General features: G+C 46.0%; 19 protein-coding genes. 14 read left to right on the forward strand and 5 right to left on the reverse strand.

What is annotated here, in order from left to right:
* The first annotated feature begins 51 nt into the window (after nucleotides 1–51).
* The 3 genes from ACJJI5_RS03625 to ACJJI5_RS03635 are packed head-to-tail and all read left to right on the forward strand — an operon-like array spanning nucleotide 52 to nucleotide 3,539.
* Nucleotides 52–588 (forward strand): paraquat-inducible protein A, encoded by a 537-nt coding sequence (locus ACJJI5_RS03625; RefSeq protein WP_413663550.1) that lies wholly within the window; start codon nucleotides 52–54, stop codon nucleotides 586–588.
* Nucleotides 581–2,965: a PqiB family protein gene (locus ACJJI5_RS03630; RefSeq protein ID WP_445355526.1), complete on the forward strand. Its 2,385-nt coding sequence runs from the start codon at nucleotides 581–583 to the stop codon at nucleotides 2,963–2,965. The genes ACJJI5_RS03625 and ACJJI5_RS03630 overlap by 8 nt, the downstream gene beginning before the upstream one ends.
* A gap of 22 nt (nucleotides 2,966–2,987) precedes the next feature.
* Nucleotides 2,988–3,539 carry a DUF4136 domain-containing protein gene (locus ACJJI5_RS03635; RefSeq protein ID WP_413663548.1) on the forward strand — a complete coding sequence of 184 codons (552 nt, stop codon included), beginning with the start codon at nucleotides 2,988–2,990 and terminating at the stop codon, nucleotides 3,537–3,539.
* A gap of 69 nt (nucleotides 3,540–3,608) precedes the next feature.
* Here ACJJI5_RS03635 and ACJJI5_RS03640 read toward each other — a convergent pair whose 3' ends face one another.
* Complete coding sequence (locus ACJJI5_RS03640) at nucleotides 3,609–4,661, reverse strand: glycosyltransferase (RefSeq protein ID WP_445355527.1); 1,053 nt, start codon at nucleotides 4,659–4,661, stop codon at nucleotides 3,609–3,611.
* Nucleotides 4,662–4,698: 37 nt separating this feature from the next.
* Entirely contained in the window at nucleotides 4,699–5,739 is a 1,041-nt protein-coding gene (locus ACJJI5_RS03645; RefSeq protein WP_444892190.1) for a glycosyltransferase family protein, read from the reverse strand.
* A gap of 146 nt (nucleotides 5,740–5,885) precedes the next feature.
* Here ACJJI5_RS03645 and ACJJI5_RS03650 point away from each other — a divergent pair, with 146 nt between their 5' ends.
* From ACJJI5_RS03650 to asnB, 9 genes are all read left to right on the forward strand, one after another.
* Nucleotides 5,886–6,548, forward strand: a complete 663-nt coding sequence (locus ACJJI5_RS03650) for an NUDIX domain-containing protein (RefSeq protein WP_445355528.1) — start codon at nucleotides 5,886–5,888, stop codon at nucleotides 6,546–6,548.
* Between the two features lie 87 nt (nucleotides 6,549–6,635).
* Nucleotides 6,636–7,157 carry a DUF1249 domain-containing protein gene (locus tag ACJJI5_RS03655; protein WP_282931016.1) on the forward strand — a complete coding sequence of 174 codons (522 nt, stop codon included), beginning with the start codon at nucleotides 6,636–6,638 and terminating at the stop codon, nucleotides 7,155–7,157.
* 41 nt (nucleotides 7,158–7,198) lie between these two features.
* The gene (gene cpdA / locus ACJJI5_RS03660) at nucleotides 7,199–8,023 is read left to right on the forward strand and encodes a 3',5'-cyclic-AMP phosphodiesterase (protein ID WP_445355529.1); all 825 of its coding nucleotides are present in this window, start codon (nucleotides 7,199–7,201) and stop codon (nucleotides 8,021–8,023) included.
* 344 nt (nucleotides 8,024–8,367) lie between these two features.
* Entirely contained in the window at nucleotides 8,368–9,042 is a 675-nt protein-coding gene (locus ACJJI5_RS03665) for a hypothetical protein (RefSeq protein ID WP_445355530.1), read from the forward strand.
* 102 nt (nucleotides 9,043–9,144) lie between these two features.
* Nucleotides 9,145–9,738 (forward strand): YqiA/YcfP family alpha/beta fold hydrolase, encoded by a 594-nt coding sequence (locus ACJJI5_RS03670; protein ID WP_413663541.1) that lies wholly within the window; start codon nucleotides 9,145–9,147, stop codon nucleotides 9,736–9,738.
* Nucleotides 9,739–9,750: 12 nt separating this feature from the next.
* Nucleotides 9,751–11,637 (forward strand): DNA topoisomerase IV subunit B, encoded by a 1,887-nt coding sequence (gene parE / locus ACJJI5_RS03675; protein ID WP_282931020.1) that lies wholly within the window; start codon nucleotides 9,751–9,753, stop codon nucleotides 11,635–11,637.
* Between the two features lie 621 nt (nucleotides 11,638–12,258).
* On the forward strand, nucleotides 12,259–12,642 hold the full coding sequence (locus ACJJI5_RS03680) for a hypothetical protein (protein WP_445355531.1): 384 nt from the start codon (nucleotides 12,259–12,261) through the stop codon (nucleotides 12,640–12,642).
* Nucleotides 12,643–14,038: 1,396 nt separating this feature from the next.
* A complete protein-coding gene (locus tag ACJJI5_RS03685; RefSeq protein WP_445355532.1) occupies nucleotides 14,039–15,694 on the forward strand; it encodes a hypothetical protein in 1,656 nt (551 codons plus the stop codon).
* Nucleotides 15,695–16,564: 870 nt separating this feature from the next.
* On the forward strand, nucleotides 16,565–18,499 hold the full coding sequence (gene asnB, locus ACJJI5_RS03690) for an asparagine synthase (glutamine-hydrolyzing) (protein WP_445355533.1): 1,935 nt from the start codon (nucleotides 16,565–16,567) through the stop codon (nucleotides 18,497–18,499).
* 138 nt (nucleotides 18,500–18,637) lie between these two features.
* Here asnB and ACJJI5_RS03695 read toward each other — a convergent pair whose 3' ends face one another.
* The gene (locus ACJJI5_RS03695; protein WP_445355534.1) at nucleotides 18,638–19,429 is read right to left on the reverse strand and encodes an SDR family NAD(P)-dependent oxidoreductase; all 792 of its coding nucleotides are present in this window, start codon (nucleotides 19,427–19,429) and stop codon (nucleotides 18,638–18,640) included.
* A 111-nt stretch (nucleotides 19,430–19,540) separates the two neighbouring features.
* Between ACJJI5_RS03695 and ACJJI5_RS03700 the strand changes: the two genes are divergently transcribed.
* Nucleotides 19,541–19,897 (forward strand): winged helix-turn-helix transcriptional regulator, encoded by a 357-nt coding sequence (locus ACJJI5_RS03700; protein WP_444934330.1) that lies wholly within the window; start codon nucleotides 19,541–19,543, stop codon nucleotides 19,895–19,897.
* Nucleotides 19,898–19,957: 60 nt separating this feature from the next.
* Nucleotides 19,958–20,671 carry an NUDIX hydrolase gene (locus ACJJI5_RS03705; protein ID WP_445355535.1) on the forward strand — a complete coding sequence of 238 codons (714 nt, stop codon included), beginning with the start codon at nucleotides 19,958–19,960 and terminating at the stop codon, nucleotides 20,669–20,671.
* Between the two features lie 20 nt (nucleotides 20,672–20,691).
* On the opposite strand, the gene ACJJI5_RS03710 is transcribed toward ACJJI5_RS03705, so the two are convergent.
* Nucleotides 20,692–21,384 (reverse strand): ADP-ribosylglycohydrolase family protein, encoded by a 693-nt coding sequence (locus tag ACJJI5_RS03710; RefSeq protein WP_445355536.1) that lies wholly within the window; start codon nucleotides 21,382–21,384, stop codon nucleotides 20,692–20,694.
* Nucleotides 21,365–22,093: an adenylyltransferase/cytidyltransferase family protein gene (locus ACJJI5_RS03715; protein WP_445355537.1), complete on the reverse strand. Its 729-nt coding sequence runs from the start codon at nucleotides 22,091–22,093 to the stop codon at nucleotides 21,365–21,367. Before ACJJI5_RS03715 ends, ACJJI5_RS03710 begins: the two co-directional genes overlap by 20 nt.
* Nucleotides 22,094–22,271 lie beyond the last annotated feature (178 nt).

A 22,271-nucleotide genomic window follows, 5' to 3' on the forward strand; every position in this document is an offset into this window, starting at 1 on the left:
CGATGTCCGCGCTGTGGAGCGAGAGTACACAGCAGAATCGAAGGAAGCTTGATGTTAACTTGGGCTCTGACGATTACTGGCACTTTATTGCTTTTACCTGCCAATGTGTTACCGATAATGACAGTAGTTTATTTAGGTGCCGGTGATCCCAGCACTATCATTAGCGGGGTCATGCAACTCTATAACTCGGGAATGTGGGGAATAGCTTTAATTGTCTTTGTTGCCAGTATTGCAGTTCCTGTGATGAAGCTACTGGGATTGGGATTGCTCCTGATCCAAATTCAGTTGCGTCTGTCCTTCGACCCCATTCAGTCCATGAAAATATATCGAGTAGTTTCCGGCATCGGGCGCTGGTCACTCTTAGACTTATTTATGATTTCAATTTTGGTGTCGCTAGTGGATATGGGATTTATTTCCCAGGTAACTGCTGGAGCTGGTGCGACAGCTTTTGCCTCTGTGGTAGTGGTAACCATGTTGGCGGCACGAACTTTCGATTCCCGTTTAATTTGGGATGCCTATGACGGAGATTTATATGAGTCTGCAGTAGAGCCAGAAACGGCTCATAGGAGCGCCGCAGAAAATGGCTGATGAGCTGCCCCCGCAGGATACGAGTGATGCGTCTCGCTTGGATGGAGGCGCTCAGCGGGGAGTAGTGCGCGCAAGCAGGGGGTTACCCCTAGTGTGGATTTTACCTTTGATCGCGGGGCTGATTGCTCTCTGGTTGCTCTATCAGGATTTGTCAGAGGGAGACGTTAAAGCCACTATTTTATTTCATTCTGGCGACGGCCTGGTAAAAGGAAAAACGGTGGTCAAATATTCTGGGGTCGATATTGGTATGGTCCAGGATGTACGCCTTGTACCTAATGCGAAAGAGCTGAATGGAGCCGATGGCGTTCTGGCCGAAGTTAGTTTAAATCGCAGTGCAGAATATTTATTGGTAGAGGGCACTGAGTTTTGGGTAGTAAAACCCGAGTTATCTATTACCGGTATTAGCGGTTTGGAAACTCTACTTTCAGGCAATTACATTGCCGTTGAATCAGGTAGTGGAAAGCGCAAGCGCAACTTTGTTGCCCTGGATCAGCCTCCTGCATTTATCCGTGGGGATGGTTTGCGTGTTGTTTTGCAGTCCCGTCGTTTGGGCTCTTTAAGTCGAGGATCGCCAGTATATTATCGTCAGTTGCGAGTCGGTCAGGTAGCGGATTACCGTTTGGATCGAAACGGAACTGAAGTCAGTATCGAATTATTTATTCGTCGGGAATATGCCTATCTGGTTCATCGGGGCAGCCGCTTTTGGAATAGTTCAGGGATCTCTATCGAAGGCGGTATTAGCGGTATCAGTGTCAATTTAGAATCCCTGGCAGCACTTTTTGCCGGAGGCGTAAGTTTTTATACCCCGGAAAATCAACGTCAGTCTCCGCTCGCTGTAAATGGTAGTGAGTTTGAGTTATATAAAAATTTTGCCGCAGCAGATGCGGGAATTCCAGTGATATTAAATTTCGATCAGGGGGTGAATGTTACTCCGGATTCTACAAAGGTTTACTACCAGGGCATCCAGGTAGGGGAAGTCAGTGGGACCAAGGCAAACCGCCGTTTGAATGGTATGGAAGTCAAAGTTCTGATGGATCCGACAACGGATGAATTGCTCACCGAAAATACCCGTTTTTGGCTAGCCCCTCCGAGCTTCGATTTTACTGGCGGACTAAACGATTTAATCCAAGGTAATCGCATAGAAGTAGATTTGCGCAAAGGACAGCGCTCCCAGCGCAATTTCACTGCGCGAACCTCTGCGCCACCGATGGATCCCCGTGTGCCGGGGCTGCATTTACGCCTCACTTCACGCAATCCCGGGTCTTTGCAGCGGGGCGCGCCGGTTTACTTTCGCCGTATAGAGGTAGGAAAAGTGCAGGGAATGGAATTGCGTAGGGATGGCGAGGGGGTAGAAGTTTATGTGGTGATAGAGCCCCGCTATGCCCACTTTGTGCAGGAAGGCGTTCGGTTCTGGAATGTGAGCGGATTGCGGGCTACAGCAAGCTTGACCGAGGGGGTGGAAGTGGAGGCTGATTCGCTGATGTCACTTCTGCGCGGCGGTATCGCCTTTGGTATACGCCGGGAAGACCTTGGAAAAGGCGGGCAGGCAAAAAATGGAGACCAGTTCCCTCTTTTCAGCAGTCGGGAAGCGGCTATGGAGGGAGGGATACAAATTCAAGTCAGCCTTGTTAGTGCCGAGGGGCTGAGAGTTGGAGCACCGTTGCGCTACCGCGGGGTACAAGTTGGAGAGATTACTCGCCTGAGACTCGATCGCTCTTTGGGCGAGGTGTGGGCCAGGGCTAAGCTTTATCACCGCGGAGAGCAGTTTGCTCGGGAGGGCACACGTATATGGGTGGTTTCCCCGCAAATTAGCATCGATAAGATTGCCCATCTGGATACCCTAATTACAGGGCGCTACCTGGCGCTCGAGCCTGGCTTAGGAGATCCACAGACAAAGTTTTACGCTTTGGAACAGGCACCGGAAGAGGATCTTGCAGAAACTTTTACCCGCCCTGGACTGGGAATTATCCTGGATGCTGCGAGGCGAGGATCTCTGGTAGCAGGGAGTCCGGTTTATTATCGCCAGGTAAAAGTGGGAGAGGTTACAGGTTTTTCCTTGGGGGAGTATGCTGATCGAGTGTATATCTACGTTCATATCGAACCCCAATACCAGCCCCTGGTGCGAGAGCACACGGTGTTTTGGAATGCCAGTGGCGTCGATGTGAATTTCGGTCTGAAAAGTGGGCTTAATATCAACACGGAATCGGCTCAGGCCCTGTTGCAGGGGGGAATCGCATTTGCCACGCCAGAAGCCCCTTTTATGGGATATGAAGTGGAGTCGGGCAGCCATTTCCCTCTTTACCCGAAAGCTGAACCCAAGTGGTATACCTGGAGTCCTAAGATAGAACTTTACGGCACGGTCGAACCAGTAAAATAAGTACGGAAATGTAGGAGTTTTTATGCGCTATTTATTAACAGGCTTGCTGAGTATCTTGGTATTGGCGGGTTGCCAGGAGATACAGGTTGAAAAAGCCGCTACCGGGGAGCCACCGGTTGCCTTTGCCACGTATAAATGGGGGGTAGCGCCGTTGAGTGGCTCAGAAGATGCCTCTGCCCAGCTGGTGGAGTTGGATGAAGAAATGCGCGATACCGTTGCCGCAGAGTTACAGCAACGAGGATATCGCCAAGTTTCCCAGGACCAGGATGCGGATATGGTGGTGGATTACCAGGTTGCGGTAGTCGATGAGTTTTTCTCCGGTGATACCCGGGATCCCAGCTGGGACAAACAGTTTGATAGCAATGCTCCACAGGATGTGGTGGAACTACCGCCCCTGACAGATGCTCCCTTGGTGATTATGAGTGTGGGTATTGGGCGCCCGGGCGGGGCTGTGATTTGGGGGGGGAGAGCCAGCGAATTGTTAACACGCCCCGATAGTATTGAGCAGCGTCAACGACTGATCGCCAATGGGGTTAGCGCTCTTTTGCGGGATTTGCCCCCAGCCTATCAATAAGTACGATTTGGCACGAAACGAAAAATACGATTTAGCAGCCACCGGGTATTCGGTGGCTGCCATTCACCGCTAGCGCCCTTTCTTCATCAGGTTTTCGTATAGATCGATATAGGAGTCGACGATAACCTGTTTCGCATAAGTCGTTGCGTACTCCTCGGCCGCATTTTCGATCAGGCTTTGGCGTAACTCCGGCGACTCGATAACGGACTTCATGGCTTTGGCCAGTTCATCGGCATTATCGATAGGGGTAATCAGACCGGTTTTGCCATCGGTAATTACTTCTCCAGGGCCCTGAGAGTCCGTCGCCACTATAGGGCAGCGATGGGCCCAGGACTCCATCACAATAGAGCCCAGGCCCTCATGTCGAGAAGGGCACACGAACATATCCGCAGTGCGCATTAACGTGGTGACATCGTTGCGCCAACCCAGGAAGCGCACTCTCTCCTCCAGGCCAAGCTGGTGACACAGAGATTTCAATTTACTCTCTTCGGGACCGCTACCGGCGAGCCACAAAGTGGCATTGGGAATCTGGGTGAGTGAATGCAGGAGGGTGTCGAACCCTTTATTGATATGCAGGCGGCCTGCAGCCAGGATCAGGGGCCGGTCTTCCGGAGTATTGAAGCTGTTTCTAGGCAGCGGATTAACTGGTGTCTCATCGGCAAAATTGGGGATATGGAAAATTTTATCCTTGGGGATGCCTCCGTCCCTTAAATGCTGGCAGATACCTTTGCTGATGCCGATCCAATAATCTGCGTGACGGTAATACTTCAGGTTGTAATAGTGCCCTAGGCGGCTTACCAACCGGTATTTTTCAGAGTTGGGGGTGATTGAAGTGGCACGCCCCATCCAAGTCATCACGATATCCGGTTGCCATTGGTTCAGGGCATCGCGGTATTTTTTTCGGCCGAGAAAATCCAGCTTGCCACCAAATTTAAAACCTTCGGTTTCAACATTGTTGCTACGCAGTGCCTGTACCCGGTGATCGTGGTTTCGAATAAACGCTTTTTCTGTAATTTCGCTGCGGGGATTTAATCCACTGACGAGACGCACAAAGAAATTCTCAGCACCACCGTGCTCAGCACCGGCGAGTATTTGTGCGACTCGAATTGGGTTATTACTCATAATCTATTGCATCTGATCGAATAGGGTGGGTGCAACACTACCTGAGAGTGCCATCCAGATTGATATCTTGAGCCCAAGCATAGTCGTGGCTAAAAGGCTGTAGGCTTGTGGCTTCGACAATGTACTGAGCGTAGAGCTTCGAGTTCATTTCATTGTGGAAAAACTCTCTGGCCCGTGCGGCCCAGGCGCGTCGCTTGGCATCGTCACCGTTAAATTCGCGGATTTTTTCCAGTAGGTCCTGCTCATCGGAGAAATAAACGACGCTCTCAGCAGGCAACAAGTCATCAAAATGTAATTTATCACTGGTGAACTGCAAAATACCGTTGCCTGCCAACTGCGCCATACGTGCTGAGGAATACCAGTAGTGGGTATCCTGGCGATTGAAATTCAATCCCATTTTGGTTTGAGATAGGGCGTGGTCGTAGTCGCGGCCCCAAACGGGAGCCTCGCCGAAGCTGCCATAGGTTTTAAAGTTCAGCGAATCCCCCAAGGCATCTTTCAGGTTTTTAACCATTTGCAGACGCTTGGTGAAATTATTGCTGTTACTGCAGAAAAGCAGGTCGATGGCTAAATCCGTGCGTTCAGCGTTATTGAGGTTTTCAATCGAGGGTTCAACCGGGTTCGGCATGTGATAAACACGAGCACCAAAGCCCTCAAATATTTTCAGTTCTCTTCGCCCGGTGGATACAAAAACTGCATCGGCGACTTCCGCGCGGTATTTGATTCGCTCGACATTGCTGGGAACAAAGAGGGGATCATTATTGCAGTGAGCGATAAAGCAATTGGGCAGGCGTTGCTTAATGGCCTTCAGAGTGTCGTTAGTGATCATATCGCAGTGGCCTGCGATGATCAGGTCTGGCTCAAAGGCCTCGACAGTTTCCATCAAGCGTCGGTTCGCCTTTTTTACACCCAGGTCGCGAATACCAAAGGGTGCCTCAAATGCGGCGATATCGCGGTCGCTGAACACTTGGGTGTAGTGGTCATTTTTAATCAGGCCGAAGGTGAGCTTTTGTGCCCAGCTAACCCTTGTCTTGCCATAGCGCCGTAGCTGCTGATAGGCGATATTCAGCACTCTCATGTTGTGTACTCTCGAAATTCAACACGGAAACCCGGATAGCCTCTGCAGTCAGCGGCTGGTACGGTGGGCGCAGAGTATAACAGCTGGTACCCCGGTCTTGTCGCGGAAGCAGCGCAGCAAAACCGAAACCTAGGGAAAGACGAACCATGCCACAAGATAACAGTCGAACTGATTTAAACCCGGAGTTCACCGCTGATTCGGTAGACATAATTTCCAGGGAAACCGTGTTTAAGGGATTTTTCACTATGGTGCGCCTGCGATTGCGCCACCGCTTGTTTCGCGGGGGTTGGAGCAATGAAATAGAGCGGGAACTGTTTCAGCGCGGAGAGGCCGTTGGAGTCTTACTTTACGATCCTGTCAGGGACCTGTTGGCACTTACCGAGCAATTCCGCACTGGTGCCCTAGGGCGCCCAGCAGGGCCTTGGTGTCTTGAAGTGGTAGCCGGTATGGTGGAGAAAGGGGAGAGTCTGGAGGATGTAGCGCACAGAGAGGTATTGGAAGAGTCTGGATGTACTGTGGACGACCTGCATTTTATCCACAGTTATATCCCCAGCCCCGGGGGCAGCTCGGAGCGGATACATCTGTATTGTGCCCTGGTAGATTTGGAGCAGGCCGAGGGCGTATTCGGCCTGGCTGAGGAAAATGAGGATATCCGTTTGCGGGTATTCCCGAGGCAGAACGTCGTAGATGCGATGCGGAGGGATTACGCCCCGGGAGAAAACCCGATAGACAATGCCACAACACTGATTTCGGTGCAGTGGCTAGAGTTAAATCGGAAACAGTTTACTCATATGACGTCACCCGCCTGAGCGGTCACAGCCTTTTGCGCTACTTTACCCGGACAAAAGGCAAACTGAGATGTAAATCACGGCGGCAATTGAATTGGAGTGTTGATAATGGCTCTAGTGCGTGAGGTAGGTGCGCGTCAGCGCAGGCAGACGAAAATGTCGCCAAATGGCAACGGTAAAGCAGTATATCGCGTCGATTTACCGTCTTATCATGCCGACTGCGACGCTAACTACCTACGTCTACTGAGGCTGTTACCTGAGCTTTCAGAGAGAGAGCAATGGTGCTATCAAATCCCTGGTGGCAGCTTAAAGCTGAGAGTGGTAGCGCGATCCAGGTACACCACAGAAGTGTCACTGGACGCAGAGGTAAATCTCAGTGAAAGCCACTGGCTAGTATCTCCCAACCTGACCGCTCGTCTCTATCACGATGCGCGGATGGCAGAGGTGATAGCAGTTAATGGCTGTGGGCCGGTAGGTGGTAAAGGAGTGGATATCGCTTACCCAAATCCCCGTATGCAGCGCGCAGATGAGAGGCCTCAGGCCAACCGTTTTCTCGGTGAGTGGCTTGAGTACTGTCTTGCAAATGGTCGCGCAGAATTTCAATTAGTGCTGGATGGCCGAAAAATTTAATTCTGCGGTAGAACACATGGATGTGATTACAAGGTGAGCAAGTGATTCGCGAGCACAATAAGCCTAGCAGGTCCGATAAGACCAATTCATATCGTCTGATCCAAATAACAGACCCACACATTGGCAGCCGGCCGGATTATCAATTACTGGGTTTGGATACCGGTCATACTTTGGATGAGGTACTGTCCGCAATCGTTTCCAGACAGCAGGCAGCGCAACTGCTGGTGGCGACAGGAGATATTAGCGCGAATGGGGCCGAGGCCTCTTACCGCCGGTTTCTTCAGAAAATGCGCAGGGTGCAGAAACCTTGGTACTGGCTACCGGGGAATCACGACTTAAGCTCTCGTATGAAACAGCTGGCCCCACAACGCTGTACAGAAGTGGTTGCCCTAGGAAATTGGCGCCTCTTGCTTCTTGATACCAGTGTTGAAAACCAGATATGTGGCGGTCTTAGCGAAGCTCAGCTTGAGCGTTTGCAGCTGCTGCTTTGGGAAACCCGGGAACACCCGGTAATGATCATGATGCACCACCAACCGGTACAGGTGGGTAGTAAGTGGATTGATGGCCATATGTTGCGAGATGGACGTGAGCAACTCTTGCAAATGGTATCCAAAGCGCCCCAAGTCAAAGCGCTCGTGTGGGGCCATGTACATCAGCAGTTTGATAATCATGAGGGTCGGGTCGGCTTACATGCGACACCTTCTACGTCTGTACAATTTACTCCGGGTAGTGGGCCTTTTGCTGTAGACGACGAGATGCCGGGATATCGTTGGTTCGATTTATATGATGACGGTAGCTATAAATCCGGGGTCGAAAGGGTTGAGGTTTCAAAATACTCTGTCGATTTTGCGTCTTCCGGCTACTGAGTCACCTCTCCTTGAAATGTGCCTACTTTTTTGAAGTCCCACTTTGTGGGATTTCTATCGTTTTATTTGAGAGTTTCTAGCTCGTCTTTATTTGTAAAGCCTCCCTTTACGAACTTACCATTATCTTTTTTGTCTTCTGACCGTACAATGAAATTTCCCCAGACTTATGATCATTGATGATATTTGTTTAATGGGGCATACCAGAATCAATAGTAGTATTTGACAGTTGATAAAATACGCTAATAGGTACTGGGGTTTTATTTGCGCTACTGCCCCTCATTTCATGCGTATTTTGCAGCTACTCCGTCCGCTAAGTGGATAACATCGGGAAGTGAGGAATAATAATGAACAGAATATTTGTTTTACCGCTCATTGGCTTGGCGTTATTAGTCGGTGCCTGTGCTCATGATCCCAGTAAGGTGGGGGACTCAAAGTTGGCAGTGCAGGAGGATAGCCAAGGTTTGGTTCCCAGATCCAGCTCGCTGGATGAAGTTGCCGCGGCTTTTGCTTTTGATATGAGCGGCTCCAAAGTGTTTATTGCCCCTGTGCAAATTGATTACACCAAGCGCTTTTCTTCGGTGCCGCGCACCCGCTACAGAGAGAAAGATTACGAGCTGGATGATAGGGACCTACAGCAGATGAATGCACTGTTGGTCAAAACGTTTGCCGAGAAGTTTCTCGAACCCCGTAACAGCGTGATAGCAGAGGAGCAGGAAGAGGCAGATTATACATTGTCCTTATCCCTGGAGAAATTTTCGGTAGCTGCGCCACTGGACCCCTCTCCCTGGACCTGGCGCGTCTACACCGAGCAGAGTGCCTATGGTGTACTGGTTGGAACTCTTTATGATCGAGAGGGCAATGCAGTGATGCGCTTCCGGGATCGCCGCGATATCGGTGAGAACTTTGGTGCCTATGGCCCGGGTGGACGCTTGGAGCGCTTTACCAGTGTTACTTTCTGGTCTGATATGCGTGTAGATATGGGGCGGGCCTTTGCCAGTTTGAATCGCACATTGCTGTGATTCCCACACGGTTTGAGGCTTCTGGTTACATAGCGCCCCCGATTGACGATATGGGCGCTATAATCACCGCCTATGCAAACTAATGATCTTCAGGGAAGGCCGGTGCTGATATATCTGCACGGCTTCCTTTCATCACCACAGTCCTTCAAATGCCAGTTGATGCGGGAACGGCTCCAGGCCCAATACCCGCATGTTACCTTCTGTGCACCGCAGATTCCTCCCTATACAGAGGAGGCGCAGAAATCTTTGGTGGCTCTTGTGGAGGATCTCCTTCGGCAGTCTGATAGGGGGCCCATTGGACTGGTAGGGAGTTCTATGGGGGGCTTTTGGTGCACTTACCTTGGTGAGCGCTTCCGATTGCCCGCTGTACTGATAAATCCTGCAGTGCGCCCCGCGCGCTTTATTCCAGCCTATGTGGGGAAGGTTTTAAAACCCTATAGCGGTGAAGAAGAGGAATTCCGTCTTACCCAGGTTGATGTAGATGCCATGCAGCGGGTACAGGCTGAATTGGAGAAGCCATTACAGAGTCGCTACTGGTTACTCGCCCAGCGCGGGGATGAAGTTCTGGATTATCGCGATGCGCAGGATTTCTACCAAGGGCAACGCCAGACCATTGAAGACGGTGGCGATCATAGTTTCCAGGAGTTCGCACGCTATTGCGACCCTATCACCGAATTTCTATTTAACGAGCAGTAATCAATAAGAATTATGGCTAATTATTCCGCCGAAGATATTGAGGTACTCACGGGACTAGATCCGGTGCGTAAGCGCCCCGGGATGTATACCGATACCGCACGCCCAAATCACCTGGCTCAGGAGGTAATCGACAACAGTGTCGACGAAGCCCTGGCCGGACATGCCAAGAAAATTGAAGTGGTGTTACACAAGGACCACTCGCTTTCTGTCAGCGACAACGGCCGCGGTATGCCTGTCGATATCCACCCTGAGCAGGGACGGCCTGGTGTAGAGGTTATCCTCTCCACTCTGCACGCCGGCGGTAAGTTTTCCAATGATAATTACCAATTCTCCGGCGGCCTTCACGGCGTCGGTGTTTCGGTGGTTAATGCCCTCTCAAAAGTGCTGGAGGTTACTATCCAGCGAGATGGCAAGGTTCATCGCATTGGCTTTAAGGATGGTGAAAAGGCCTCCGACCTGGAAGTAGTAGGTGAGTGCGGCAAGCGCACAACAGGCACCAGTGTTCGCTTCTTGCCAGATCCCCAATATTTTGATTCCGCTAAATTTTCAGTGGTGCGCCTACGACACCTTCTGCGTGCCAAGGCGGTTCTCTGCCCGGGTCTCACGGTTACGTTTATCAATGAGCAGGATGGCGAGTCCGATGAGTGGTATTACGAAGATGGCCTCAAGGACTATTTGGCCGCTGCAAATCAGGGCTGGGAAGTACTGCCAGCAGAACCATTTGTAGGCAGTTTTGCAGCTACTACTGAGGCGGCAGACTGGGCGGTCCAATGGTTACCAGAGGGCGGAGAGGTCACCGCTGAATCCTACGTAAACTTGATTCCTACCGCTCAGGGCGGTACCCATGTCAACGGTTTGCGGGCTGGTCTGCTGGAAGCAATGCGCGAATACTGTGAAATCCGCAATCTGCTACCGCGCGGAATTAAATTGGGACCAGAAGATATTTGGAGCCAATGTTCTTACGTTCTCTCTGCCAAACTGGCTGATCCCCAATTCTCGGGCCAGACAAAAGAAAGACTTTCCTCCCGTGAAGCGACTGCATTTATTTCCGGTGTCGCCAAAGATGCATTCAGCTTGTGGCTGAATCAGCATACGGAAGAGGGCGATAAACTGGCGGAACTGTGTATTGGCAATGCACAGAAGCGCATGCGCTCCGCGAAAAAAGTTGCACGTAAAAAAGTTACTCAGGGACCGGCCTTACCTGGCAAACTGGCAGACTGCTCCAGTGGCGATACCACGCGCTCCGAACTCTTTCTGGTGGAGGGGGATTCAGCTGGTGGCTCCGCCAAGCAGGCGCGAGACCGGGAGTTCCAGGCTATCATGCCTCTGCGCGGTAAAATCCTGAATACCTGGGAAGTTGACTCAGGGGAAATTCTCGCTAGCCAGGAGGTACATGATATTGCTGTAGCCCTCGGTGTGGACCCGGGCAGCGATAACCTGGAAGGCTTGCGTTACAACAAAATCTGTATCCTCGCCGATGCCGACTCGGACGGCCTACATATTGCTACGCTGTTATGCGCGCTTTTCTTACGTCATTTCCGTCCGTTGGTTACTAACGGTCATGTCTATGTGGCCATGCCCCCACTGTTCCGAATTGATATCGGTAAAGACGTTTATTATGCGTTGGATGAATCTGAGAAACAGGGCATCCTTGATCGTATCAGTGCAGAAAAGAAAAAGGGCAAGATTCAGGTAACCCGATTTAAGGGATTGGGAGAAATGAATCCTATGCAATTGCGTGAAACTACGATGGATCCCAATACCCGACGTCTCGTACAGCTTTACATAGATTCAGGAGATGACAGTAATCAACTACTAGATATGCTCCTGGCTAAAAAGCGTGCTGGAGACCGCAAGCAGTGGCTGGAAAGTAAAGGGAATCTGGCTGAAGTGGGTTAAACTCTTAGCTTTCTAACATAGATATTGGTGTTGCCTTAGTGTACTAAGGCAACAGATCAATGCATATGATTAATATGGAGCGCTCTTCCTTTTGAGGGGCTCTATCTCTCTTTCAGAAGTTGTATCAGTTATTCAGCTTAATGGATGCCATTTCAGCTGGATATTATTTAATTCCTTTAGTTTAAATTTCTTGTTTTAGAATTATACTTATTTAAAATAGGCAACTTCATTGATGCGAAAATATATAGCCTTAGCATCTATGTGATATTTTCGATAAAAAAGAAGTGCACAAATCAATCCATTCTATTGGTTTTACTATTTTGTCATTTTCTAATTACCTATAGTCTAAATTATTTTAAAAGATGAAATAAGTACCATGTGACAAGTGCCTATATAATATCTTGACAGTGAGACTAGTAGTTTCGGGTATTTTCAAAGTCTAAAGTGATAGTGTCAAAAATTATATAATTTACGCCTTGCTTGACGAGATTGAATTTTGAGTATGCTATGGGATACATTAAGTGCCGTTGGTGAGCTTGTGGTGCCTTTGCGGTTGTCGCATCTTTAGTCTATCTTGCCGCTTTAATAAGAGTTCAGAATAAAGAATCAAAGATTGCTTCTATGCATGAGATATCCATTGCTCATCGAGAAGCTGTGGCAGCAATTTGTGACGGACCAATGGCAGACATCTTTGCCAAAGCAATGAAGGATTTTGATTCTTTGTCGAGTGCCGATACTTTAAGGATCATTGGTTTTGTATATCGTTTTTTTAAAATCTGGGAAGAGGCCTATTTCCAATATAAGGCAAACAGGTTGGATTTTACTATTTGGGATTCAATGACTCGTCAATATACTGCATATTTATCAATGAGCCCTTTTAAAAGGATATGGGAGTTGCGTTCTGAATATGTGGCTCCTGAATTCCGTGATTATGTTAATTCAAGAAAACCAGTAGATTTGGTTTTACCAAATTCAATTAGTAATAGGAGTGATTCCAAAGGTTAATATTAAATCATGCCTTAATAGGGCGGTAATTTATCTAGCTGTTGTAATAGGAGTAGTCATATTAAATTTGGCTGCTGGTAGCATTACACTCAACAAGATCAATAATGATCAAGTTGTGAAAGAGGTGTTTTCTCTCTCCAAGTGCCAACAGGAGCTTGTATAACCGATAGTCAACCCAAAATATATAATGAATGAATATTGTGAGGCCATGGGAGTTATTCAGAGATTCCTTAGTAAATCCAGGATGAGGCTGTGGATTCGAAAATTACGTGCAGAGCGAGCTGGAAGAGTAGTTGAGTATCTAATAGCTTGAGCTCCAAATAAATATTGGAATACTCACAGATTTTTTTTACAAGAAATGACTACCACACGTTTTTAAACTGCTTTCATATATAAAAAGTATGAGATACGATAATAATATTACTCTATTATCTAAATGGGTGGAAGCTCACATCTCTTAATTTTGATGTCCGAAAATTGTTAAGCTGTCATCTCATCATCGATTTATTTTGTGTAATTGTATGGGGTATCTGGCTTAAAATTTCTAAAAGCTATTCGTATTTTTGTTTGCTAAGAAATTTTTAGTCACATTTCTTTATGAAAACGTACCCTCAAGTTCGGACAGATGTCTAGCCATTAAAGACTTTTAGTTGGGCCTGTTGTTCTAATTTGGAGGGTAAAAATATATTTATTAAAAAAAGTTCACTCTGTCAGTTGAATCTTGTAGGCTGCTTAAAAGTATCAGAATGTTTAGGTGGCAGTTTCATTATGAGTGCCTTGTAAAGTCTCGGCTGTAATGTGAAGGGTGATAGTTTATAGGTTAAATTAATAGGTTATGTTTATAGGCATTGCTATTGATTTTGTATTGGTCGGCCGCTCCATTTGGTGTGCAGGATAATTAGCGCAAATCCAATAATAAAAGATAAATAGTATAGGCGTTGAAGAGAGTTTTACACTTTGTTGAGTGGTTATTACTGTCGGCTGCCGAACAAATAAAATATATATAATAATTTCTGCTCGTCTGAGTATTTGCTTTATATGTTTTTTATGCTGGTTATTTCGGCCTTAAAATTCATATTAGCTATTGTGAGTTCAAGAAGTGAATTTCTAAGTCTTAATTGGAAAATTAATAGAGCAGTCTGAGCCCTTAATCCTGTCAAGGCTCTAAAAGAGAATCAAACCTAAGTCTATAAAAGGGAGTTGTTTATTTGCGAATATATTCGAAGTTTATTCTAATTTTACTTCTCGCAGTGGTTCTTGTTGGAGATATTTTAGTGTTAAGGCGATGCGAGAATAGTCTGTATTTTCGTGTTGACAATAAAAATTATATCTAATTAAGAACTAAGGATAAGAGAGTTTTGAAAAATAATACGATGACCTATAAGGAAAGCATATAGTGAAATTTAATATTAACCTAGCAATCTTGATGTTCAGTGTATATCTTTCAGGTTGTAATGGATCTTCGAGCGGGGGAGATGATCCAGACACAGGTGGAGAGCTTACAGCTGCTACCATGGAGCTCCACTATGAGAAACCTAAAACGCTAACCTTTCGCTGGAGTGATGTTTCTGGGGCAACTTATTATCAGTTATTTGAAAATGCTGATGGGCACTCTGGGTTTGAACCCGTTGGAGATCCAATTGCGCCAAAAACAGAATACACTGAATTAGTGGTACCTTTATATAAGAGGCTTAATGCCCGATACCTATTACAAACTTGTGATGATGAGAGATGTGTTGATTCTGAAGCAGTAGTGATTGATCAGCAAGTGATAGGTAGTGTCGGCTATTTTAAACCCAGTAATACGGATGCTGACGATCAATTTGGTTGGAATCTAGCAATTAGCGATGATGGCAACCTGCTTGCAGTAGGTGCTCCTCGCGAAGATAGCGGTGGTGACCAAGAGGATAACCTGACACCTGATTCAGGTGCAGTTTATATTTTTAGTCGGGAAGATGGCGAATGGACACAGCAAGCCTATCTTAAGTCTCCAGATCCTCAAGAATCTGCAGAGTTTGGAACTGCATTGAGCCTTAGCGATGATGGTTATACGCTTGCAGTAGGGGCATTCAAGGAGAATGGGGAAAATGATAATTTTTCTGCGGGCGCTGTTCATATTTTTTCCCGAAGTAATGAAGGTTGGGTCCATAGCGCCCGACTTCAAGCGGACAATCAAGGAAATAATGACCTATTTGGTTATGCCCTTAGCCTTAGTGGGAATGGTTCTACTTTAGCAGTAACCGCACCCAGTGAAGATGGTGGTCTTGATGGCGATTCTATTGAAGATTCTGGAGCGGTATATGTGTTCCTTAATGAGGAGGGAAGTTGGTCACAGTATGCCTATATTAAGGCTGCTGATAGTTCTGAGGGGTTAGGTTTTGGTTCTTCGATAAGCCTTGATGATGCCGGGGCTTCATTCGCAGTTGGGGCTTATGCTGACAATACAGAGGCAGGTTCCGTTTATCTATACCAGTTGGATGGTGAATCCTGGGTAGAAGATAGCAAGATATCGGCTAGTAATCCTGTCGCTGGTGATTGGTTTGGATTTGCGCTCAATTTAAGTGGTAATGGGCAAACTCTAGCAGTTGGCGCCCCATTACAAAGTGGATCTAACAGTGGTGCTGTCTACATTTTTTCTCGAAAAGAAAACGCTTGGGAGCAAACTGCCTATTTGAAAGCTTCCAATCCTCATGTATCGGCTTACTTTGGAGAGGCGGTAAACCTGAGTGATGATGGCAGTTTTATAGCCGTGGGAGCATGGGGAGAGAAAAGCTATAGCCAAGGATTGTTCGGAGATAGTACAGACGAATCTTCAAATAAAGCAGGAGCAGTTTATACCTATATATTTAATGGCGTAGACTGGTCTAGTGAAGCTTATATTAAAGCGAGCAACACAGACTCGAGAGACCATTTTGGTGGCTCTGTTGCGCTAAGTGGAGATGGAGCTAGTTTAGCAGTAGGGGCGAACACTGAAGATGGAGCGGATAGCGGTTTGTTCGCAAACCCTGAGAGCAATGAAGCTGAAAATTCAGGGGCGGTCTATATTTATTAATTGGGCTGTATAATTTGTATTTACGTATAAATTTAGTTGCTTGAGTTTAAATGGTATTTTTATCGTCAATCTAAATCGAGCGGAATACGTACAATGTAAATTTGAGAGATCTTTATTCTAAGCATAGATTTTAGGCTGCTCAGGTAAATCAAAAGATTTTCCTAGAGCAGCAATATATCTAGAGTTCTAGCTAAAGCTTAGCTGGATAGTGAAAGAAAATACGATTTTTTAAATTTATAGCTCTCTTGAAGTCTGAGCTTGTAACCAAGTTCTGGTAGTAGGGTATCTACAAGAGAGCTACTCTGCTCAATAGTTTTGCGAGTTTTTAAAAGTTTCCATAGAAGCTTATTTTTGGTTTGATGCCAGATAAACCGAAAAGCAAGGAAAGTAAAAATACACTTGCTCGCTGTAATATATATGCCATAAGTTTGATGGGGTACATTAAGTTAAATGTTGGAGTTCGGATGTGAGGAATATTCTATGAATATTCCCGCGAAAATGTTTAAATTTGTTTCTAGAGTGTTTAAAGGTCCGGTTTCTATGTAAAGTGAAAATTCTGAATTTAACAATCTGGAACTCAAGAATGCACTGTATATTTATCGGCGACCCATTTTGAAAGGGTATGGGAGCTTCGATCTGAATATATGGCTCCAGTGTTTTATGGTTATGTAAATCCAAATGAACTTGTTAGTTCAGCTGGTCAAGCTCGTCTAGTGAAGTGTAAATTCGGCCCTGAATATCAACCTCATATCTTTATTTAATACAATTCCTTAATGCAGAGTCATTTGTCCTCTTTTTCGTGAGAATGGCGCGAAGTTCCTTTTTGCTAACCTGAGACAATCCTTTTATCGATACTGGGGAGGCAGTCAAATGTGTGGGCTGCTAGGGGTATTCTCTAACGCTGTTAAGTATAACCGGGAACAGATCTCTCGTGCACTACAGACCCTTTCCCATCGAGGACCAGACGGTGAGGGATTCTGGTCATCAGGAGATGGCCGAGCCTGGCTGGCGCATAAAAGGCTCAGTATTATTGACTTAGAGGGTGGTCAGCAGCCTCTGTTGAGCAGTGACGGGGAAATAATTTGTATTGTTAATGGTGAGTTTTATGATTATGTGAAAATAAAAAATGATCTTATTCGACGAGGATATAGTTTTCTCACGCAGTCGGATAGTGAAATTCTGATTGCTCTATATCAAGAGTATGGTGTTTATTGCCTGGACTATCTTCGAGGAGAGTTTTCTTTCGTACTTTACGATAGAGGGAAGAAACTAATATTTTCTGCTCGAGACAGGTTTGGAATAAAACCTCTTTTTTATTACTGGGCAGATGGATGTTTGAGTTTTTCATCAGAGGTTAAGGCCTTAAAAGCCCTTGGCTTGCCGGTAGAGTGGAACCCGCATACTTACTGGCAGGAAATTAGTTTCTTGCATGCTCCTGCATCTAGCTCATTTAGTAATATTTTTGAATTGCCTCCTGGTCATTACGGTATTGCCTATTTGGATGACTTAAAATTTTCGACCCATCTTTATTGGGATCTCTATTTCCCTACTATTGTTGAGCAAAGAAAGACTCAGTTTAGAGAAGAAGAAGTTATAAGCGAAGTGCGACAAAGGTTTACTGAGGCGATTAGGTTAAGACTCAAAGCTGATGTACCAGTTGCTTGCTACTTGAGTGGAGGATTAGATGCATCCTCTGTTTTAGGAATTGCTCAGAGCATGCTTGACAAGCCGATAGATGCATTCACCTTGTCTTTTGACCACCCGACTTATGATGAATCATCCGATGCCAGGTCCATGACCGAATATGCGGGGAGTAATTATCATCCAGTTGAAATTAATGGCGATATATTGGTTTCCTGTTTTGAAGAAACGGCCTACATCGGTGAAAAAATGTTCTTCAATGGGAACGCTATTACTAAATATGTGCTTAGTCGGGCTGTCCGAGATCGAGGGTATAAAGTCGTAATAACTGGGGATGGGGCTGATGAGGTTTTTGCTGGTTACGGTTGGTTTAGGCAAGACTTTATCGAGAATTACTTAGAAGATCTTCCCCAGGAAGAAAAAGAATTAATTCTAAAAGCTTTGGAGAGTGGCGACCCTGTTTCTGATGGAGTTTTTATGTCCTCTGCGAGACTACATCAGTCAAGGGTAGTGAAGTCTGCCCTTGGTTTCTTTCCAAATTGGATGCAGAGTTTTATGGATATGGGTATAAAAATATTTCCATTATTTTGTAAAGATTATGCTGATTATATAAAGAACAATCAGATTGCAGATACTCTCATGGAAAATTTAGGTGGCATGTCTGTATTAAAAAATAGACCTGTTTTATCTAAAAGCTTGTATACCTTTACCAAGTCTATGTTTCCTCATTTTGTCTTAACAATGATGGGTGATAGAACAGAAATGGCTCACTCGATTGAAGGTCGCCAACCATTTCTTGACCACCACTTAGTAGACTATCTATCAGTATTGCCAGAAAAATATAAAATTCGAGGATTAACTGAGAAATATGTATTGCGAGAGGCTATGAAGTCGGTGTTAACAGACAGGGCCTACAAGAAGCAAAAACAACCGCTATGGACTCCGCCTCTTACAGATAAGAAAAACAAGAAACTTCATGAGTATATGAAGGATATTGTCCATAGCCGTGAGACTCTAGATATGCCATTTCTAGATCAAAAAAAGCTCATTAGATTTTTTGAAAAAGATGAGGGGCACTCGCAGGCAGACCAGAATGTCGTTGATGCTATTAAATTTCTTACCGTTAGTAGTATATTAATACATAAACGATTGGTGATGTGCTAGAAGTTAATTGTCTACTCTAGGCGGTTTTGATGGTTTACTCTGGATATTAAAATAAAATTTCTTTAGCAGGAGTTGCAGTGCAGGAATTTCTCGAAATTGAGCCCGAATAAAATACTTCTATCCGGGCTTTTTGGTATTCTAGTTTCTCCCAGCAATTACCCCGCCATCAGCGTCCCAAATGACTCCAGTTACCCAACTTGCTTTGTCGCTTAAAAGAAAGTCTACGACATCAGCGATGTCCTTGGGGGTACCAACTCTGCCAATAGGGTGAAAGCTATCGAAGGAGGCAAGTACTTGGTCTATTTCCCCTGGATCGATAAAGGATTCATAAATAGGCGTCTTAACCACCGCAGGGGATACTGCATTAACCCGAATATTGTGATCGGCCAGCTCCATCGCCATATGTTGGGTGAGCGAATGTAAACCGGCTTTGGCCATTGAATAGGCAGAGGAGGGTGTCGCCTTTACGGATTGCTTGGCCCACATGGAGCCAATATTCACTACACTCCCTCCGCCGTTGTCTACCATGTTTCTTGTTACGGCCTGGCTAATAAAGAAGGTGGCACGGTTGAGGTCGAGATAAGTGTCGTAGTCTTCCCGAGTATGTTCAAGAAATGCAGTAGGATTAAAATATCCAGCGGCGTTTACCAGGTATTTAAAATGATGATTGCTGGATTTTATATATTCGATAATATTGCTGATATCAGCCTGTTGATAGAGGTCTGCCTGAAGTGCTTCTGCAGAGCCCATCTGAGTTAATTCGTTGTGGGCTCTTTCAAGTTTGTTGAGATTATTGCCAATAATAACTGTGTGAATTCCCTGTTTCACCAGCAGGTTTGCAATGGCGAGCCCCATACCACTGGAACCACCAACGATTAAGGCAACTTCTTTTTGTTCAGCAGAATCTGGTCTTTTAGTGGAGTCACTCATATTATTTCCTCACTGAGATATGCTCATTACGTGAGTGGAGTTTAGAAAAGAACCGGACAGGTTGAAAAGTAAGCACAAAATGGTGTACTAGTTACTTTTTGGTAAGTATTGATGAAATCAGAGAAAAATATGCTCACGCGAAAGCGCCCGCCCAAGAGAAGTTCCAGAATGGTTGAGACTATCTATGGCTGTAAATGGTCCCTTACTGTCTATCAGCTTCTGGCTAGAGGGGTAAATCGACCGGGGGAGATGGTTCGCAGCGTTGAGGGTTTGACTACCAAGGTCCTGAATGAATGTTTACGAAGAAATATGGAGTTCGGGATACTGGAGCGGATTAGCTATGCAGAGATTCCTCCTCGGGTGGAATATAACGTTACAGAATTTGGACAGAAATTCCTGAGAATTCTGGACGACTTGGAAAAGCTACAAGAGGAAATTGACAGCTCAGAATTACCTGAAAGTAAATAACTTTATCCCACCAATACCTTCGAGTTACACTAAGTGTCTAAATGATATTTGTCTATCCTTATGAATGAAAAAGACTACATAGCTCGCTATGAGAAGCGTAATTTTGACGCTCCTTTAGTTACTGTGGATGCAGTTCTATTTACCTATCACGAAGGGCTACTCAAGGTGCTCTTGGTGCAGCGCTCTGCTCACCCAGAGAAAGGGAAGTGGGCTTTGCCTGGAGGATTTGTCTCTGAAACCGAAGATAATAGTCTGGAGGCGACAGCTAACCGAAAGCTAAAAGAAAAGACATCAGTTATACCGCCCTATTTAGAGCAGCTTTATACTTTTGGAGGGCCCAGCAGGGATAAACGGGGGTGGTCGGTAACGGTTGCCTATACTGCCTTGATTGCCCACCAATGCTGTGCAAGTGCAATCGATACTGTGTCGAGTGTGGGCTGGTTGCCTTACTCTCAGATATCTCAATTATCTCTGGCTTTTGATCATCAGGAAATTATTAGTCGTGCCCATGAGCGTTTGGTTCAAAAAGCGCTATATACTATTGTGCCTGCATTTGCATTACCGGAAACTTTTACCTTGCCAGAGTTGCAGCAAGTACATGAGGCAATAATTGGGAAACCAATACAGAAAAAATCATTTCGCAGGCGAATTGAGCAGGCAAATCTGTTAGTGGATACTGGTGAAAAACGTTCTGAAAAAGGTCGGCCTGCAGCGCTCTATCGTTTGAGTGAAAGCTCCGCTGATCATAAATTTATAAGAAATTTAGAGCTTTAACTGAAAAATATTTTAGCTTCTTAAGATAAAAAATTATTAACTAATTTTTTATCTAGCTCAATCAAGTATTGGTATCCATAAGTACTATTTTCCAGGCCAGAGAGTAAACTGAAAGGAAGTTCCGAATCGTACTCTCTGGTAAGTGCTGCAAGCCCGCAGGCAATTGCGGCGACACTATCAGTATCACCACCAAAATCTATACAGGTCTTCAATAGTCCAAGGAAGTCACGATTACTTTGTAGTGCTGTATTTACCGCAGCCAAGGTTTCTAAGGCATCACAGTTGACCTTGTCAGACCAGCTTCCTATTAATTTTAGGTTGAGCTTTTTCTCAATAAGCTTGGGCAACTCAATTAGAGCTGATTTTTGGTAGATTAATAGATGTGCCATTAGGGCAACTGCTTGAGCAGATAAGATCCCCTCTTCGGTATTGTGCGTAACGCTAGCTTGGCATTTAGCCACTTTTAGTAGTTGATCAATATCGGGAATGAGCCCAAGGGGTACTGAGCGCATTGCAGCACCGTTACGTTTGCTGTGAGGCCTTATCTTGCGAGTTAAATCCTTTCCAGTTTCACAGCTATCGAGAAGGCTTTGAAAGCCTGATGCATATCCAAGGCGAGGATCACGCTTATAAGTGTGGATAAAAGCTTGTGCAAAGTCCGACTCTTGGGGATTCGAATTCTCAAGAAGGAGCTCAGCAATAGCCAAGCTCATCTGAGTATCGTCGCTCTATCAGCAGGATATGGCCAGATTGGACCACTACAGCATCGACAGTCACGTGAGTTGGCGGATAGGGAGCGGTGGCCCAGGAGGATCTGTAGCGCTGGATAAATGCCATTTCTTCGCGCATCTCGCCGTAGGCTGGATTGGTCTCCACAAACTCTCTTAAAGCGCCAACAGTGCCCTCTGGCAATTGCATTTCCTGACTGAGTGAATTCAACAAGCTATCGGCGCTGTCGGTAAATAGTGCCTCCCTAAAGGGGGTTGCACTGATTTCGTTGTGATTCTCCACCCCAAGGGATCCCCACTGGGGGAAGAGGTTGAGGTAAAAACCGCTCTGGTCTTTCTGGTGCCCGATTAATGCAATTTGAGGTGGCTTGTGGGGAATGGTGTGATGAGCGGTCACTATGCCGTTAACGGAGTTTTGTACATTGCGTACCCACAGCTCATCGTTATAGGGCACATCCATTAAAGGTAGGCAGGTCAGGCGCTTGTTGTCACTCTGGCTTAAGCTTTTCCTGATAAATTGTTCCCGCTCGCGATGAGTCCAGGGGTTGCGAGGGTTGCGGGGCTGGTTGGCGGAGCCAATCAGGATAATCAGGTGCTGGGCCTGAGCTAATCCGCACTGGACTACTTTTAGATGTCCGGAATGAAATGGCTGGAATCGACCGATGAAAACGGCAAAATCGTAGTGCTGGGCCATAGCAGCAAGCTCCTTGCTGTGAATAAACCCCGGTCTCTCCAGGGCTTGAATAATAGGTCTTGAAATATTATGTGTCTAATAGACACTAATGGCAAGTGGGCTCAAATTCAATTTTTAGCGATTTATCGAAGAGGTGGGGTTATATTCCAGTGTTCGAGCCGATTTACTTTTTTCGAGT

This window comes from Microbulbifer maximicatervae (SeqCode) (genome assembly GCF_052467955.1).